At 39.0% G+C, this 3,426-nt stretch carries 3 protein-coding genes and 1 pseudogene; all 4 read right to left on the bottom strand.

Annotated features, from left to right (window positions below):
• Window positions 1-65: 65 nt before the first annotated feature.
• Window positions 66-542, bottom strand: a pseudogene (locus tag HX124_RS17850) (GMP synthase (glutamine-hydrolyzing)); the annotation flags it as partial.
• Window positions 543-598: 56 nt separating this feature from the next.
• Window positions 599-1,459, bottom strand: coding sequence for a macrolide hydrolase EstT (gene estT, locus HX124_RS17845; protein ID WP_286384420.1), 861 nt, complete (start codon window positions 1,457-1,459; stop codon window positions 599-601).
• Between the two features lie 17 nt (window positions 1,460-1,476).
• A complete protein-coding gene (gene tet(X), locus HX124_RS17840; RefSeq protein ID WP_044502094.1) occupies window positions 1,477-2,613 on the bottom strand; it encodes a tetracycline-inactivating monooxygenase Tet(X) in 1,137 nt (378 codons plus the stop codon).
• 23 nt (window positions 2,614-2,636) lie between these two features.
• Window positions 2,637-2,948, bottom strand: coding sequence for a nuclear transport factor 2 family protein (locus HX124_RS17835; protein WP_228390949.1), 312 nt, complete (start codon window positions 2,946-2,948; stop codon window positions 2,637-2,639).
• Window positions 2,949-3,426: the final 478 nt, after the last annotated feature.

Here is a 3,426-nt window from a genome sequence, read left to right as displayed (position 1 = left end):
GCGGAAAGTTCTTTTACCCTCAGCCGAAATGCCTGCCGTTGCTAGACATTGCCAGCCAGTGCCCGTCACTCCCACTCAATAGTTGCCGGCGGCTTTGAGGAAACATCGTAGGTTACCCGCGAAATACCGGGAATCTCATTAATGATGCGGCTAGAAACCGTTTCTAAAAACTCATACGGCAAGTGTGCCCAGCGCGCTGTCATAAAATCGATAGTTTCTACTGCGCGCAATGCCACCACATACTCATAGCGGCGGGCATCGCCCACTACGCCAACCGACTTCACTGGCAAGAATACAGCGAAGGCTTGGCTGGTTTTGTGATACAGGTCAGCGGCATACAGCTCTTCGATAAAGATGGCATCAGCCAAGCGCAACCTGTCGGCATATTCTTTTTTTACTTCGCCAAGAATACGCACACCCAAGCCAGGGCCAGGGAAGGGATGACGGTAAACCATGTCGTAGGGCAGACCTAACTCCATACCGATCTTGCGCACCTCATCTTTAAACAGCTCGCGCAGCGGCTCCACCAGCTTGAGCGTCATAACACATTGATATTAGCTTCAATCTCTAAACCGTTGATTTGGAAATACATAATACCCTATTTGTTCATTCTTTTGTTATTTGTTGTATGTTGCGTTATTCCATCAATAATTTTATTCCAATCTTCGAAATGTAGTTCGTGTCCGGTTCCATCAAGCGTTATTAGTTTTGAGCCGTTTATCTTTTCAAGTAAAACTGCTGAATTCTTAAAATGCCATATTTTATCGTCCGTTCCGTGTACAATTAAGGTTGGTTGATTGATTTCGCTCAATCTGTTCCAGTATTCTTCACCACCTTGCAGTGCCGCATGATTGAACATACTTATATAGTTATTAGCTCTTTTAAATTCGGCTCTAATCAGTTTTTCACTTCTTTGTTTGTCAAATTGTTTCCTGCCGCTCATCAATTCAGCACCTTGAATTAAATAATTTGCCACACTGTCTTCATTTGTCCAATCTACGGTTTCAGCTTTTCTGTGAAAATCTAAAATACGCGTATCCATTTCAGGAATTGTGGGGTCTGAGTCGCCCCAAGGACCTGATGAGATTAGTGTTATTGAACTTACCCTGTCGGCATATTTTATTGATGCTATTTGAGAAATCAGTCCGCCCAGTGAAATTCCCACAAAATTGGCTTTGACTATTTTATAGCCGTCCAAAATTGAAATAGCATCATGGGTTAAGTCAACAATATCATAGGGGGTTGAACCCGGTTCGTAATTAGTAGATTTTCCTACGTCCCTATTGTCGTAGCGAATAACAAAAAATCCCTTTTCAGATAGTTTCTGGCAAAATTCAGCATCCCAATACAACATGGATACCGTTGCTCCCGCAATCAAGAGTATTGCCGGATCTTTTTCACATCCAAAACTTTCGGTAAAAAGTCTTATTCCGTTTTTTTTAACTATTTTCTCTTTCATTTCCTCGCCTTTCTGTTTTATAAATTCATTAGTTTTTGGAAAGAAAAGTCGAGGCTGAACATTTCCGTTTCGTTTATTATTGATTCTGCCTGTGCTTCTCTTCCATAAGCAAACATTTGCTGTTCATAATTTTCAATAGCCTCTTCAATGCTGTTAAATTTCCCATTGGTCAGATTATCCGACAATATCAAGGCATCCATCAACCCACTGTTTACGCCTTGTCCTGCAAAAGGAGGCATCAAATGAGCAGCATCTCCAATCATCGTTATGGGTAATGGACGCTTACTTTTCCAAGACTTATCTAAGGGAAATATTCGTGTCGCTAACCCTACAAAAGATGATGTCAAACGAATCAGTTCTTTGTAGCGTTCGTCCCAATCGGAAAATTTTTTCAGGAGAAAATCAACGACACTATTTCTGTCTTGAAAATCTACCCGCGTTTTGCTTTTCCATTCATCAGGTGTTTTAAAACTTATTCCAAAATGCAATGCACCATTATTATTAGGATTCGCAAATAATAAATTACCTTGATGAGCAGCCATTAGCCGGTTTCCATTGCAAAGCTGAAAAAATCCAGGACAGTTCACCTCCGGTTGATGAATATCGGCTTGTATATTGAAAGTACCTGTTTCTTCAACTTCCGTGTCGGTAACAAATTTTCTTACTTTAGACATTCCACCATTGGCAATAATAACCAGATCTGCTGTTTCACTCGATTTATCCTCAAAAGTTAGTATCCACTTCTCCTTATCAGGTTCAAGGGTAACAAGTTTTCTATCCCAAATGACGGTATCATTTTGTAAACTATTTAATAGGATAGTCCTTAAGTCATTTCTGTTTATTTCAGGATTGTCAAAACGATTTTCGGGTCTTACATTTTTTGTGGTTAAAATATTGCCCTTTTCATCAACAATATTTACACCCATTGGTAAAGCTAAGTCATAATAAGTTTGTAACAATCCCGCTCTTTTCATTGCTTCCTGTCCCGAATCCCTGTGCAGATCAAGTGTCCCACCAAAAATCCTTGCATCTTGGTCTTTGTCTCTCTCGTAAACTGTAATGTCCACGCCGTTTTGCTGTAACAATCTCGCCATTGTTAATCCAACAGGCCCGGCACCAATTATTGTAATTTTTTTATGTTTTAGTAAAGTCATATTCTTGTTCGCTGGTTTTAATGTCAACTAATGTCTGTCAATTTAATCACTTTGTTTTTTTTAAATTCAAACACGGATTTTCCTGATAACTTTAGCTTTTGCCCTTTTTTTAAGCCGTTCGGAAAGTCAATTGCTAAAATTGCTGTATAATCAATTTCTATTTCAGTGCTGTTGTCAAAATGCCTAAACGATTTAACTGTCTGTGTTCTCTTTGCAAAGTATGTTTTTGCTGTTTCTGCCTGTTGTTTAAACGCTGTTAACCCTTTCAGCGATAAACTTATATCATTATTTTGAATGTTTTCAAAAACAATATTATCGTCAAGGTCTGCAACCATTTTTTTGATATCAAATTGGTTGTATCCATCGATGTAGTTATTGATGATGTTTACTCTGTCGGTCATATTTTGTAATTATTTATCGGTTACATATTGGTGTTGTCTGTAGGTTGTTCTACGATAATTGCCAACTTTTAACTTCTATACGAAGGAACATGTTGGGATACTTGAACTTTCGATTTAGCGCCAACACGAGCAAACCGAAGTTAGCACCTACTCTCTATTCAGCATATTTTTTAAAAATACTTGTGGCAATGTGTCCGCCAAAACCAAAAGTATTACTCATTGCGTAATTCACTTGCCGTTGTTGTGATTGGTGTAACGTCAAGTTAAATATATCCCTATATTCAGGTTCAATATCTACCGAATTGATTGTTGGCGGAACAATGTTATTCTGAACAACGTATAGGAAGAATAAACGCCCTTTTCACCCAAGTCCAACAGCTTTGGACCGCAGTTGACTCTTTCGACACCCCTG

It is taken from the genome of Acinetobacter sp. 226-1 (assembly GCF_030329325.1).
Taxonomy (GTDB): Bacteria; Pseudomonadota; Gammaproteobacteria; order Pseudomonadales; family Moraxellaceae; genus Acinetobacter; species Acinetobacter sichuanensis.
Note: the sequence above shows the minus strand (reverse complement) of the source record. Positions and strands in the feature narration are given on the sequence as shown.

What these genes read in the sequence shown, in the direction of transcription:
- HX124_RS17835 (WP_228390949.1), bottom strand. Translation starts at nt 2,948, where the DNA reads ATGGTTGCAGACCTTGACGATAATATTGTTTTTGAAAACATTCAAAAT.
- estT (WP_286384420.1), bottom strand. Translation starts at nt 1,459, where the DNA reads ATGAAAGAGAAAATAGTTAAAAAAAACGGAATAAGACTTTTTACCGAA.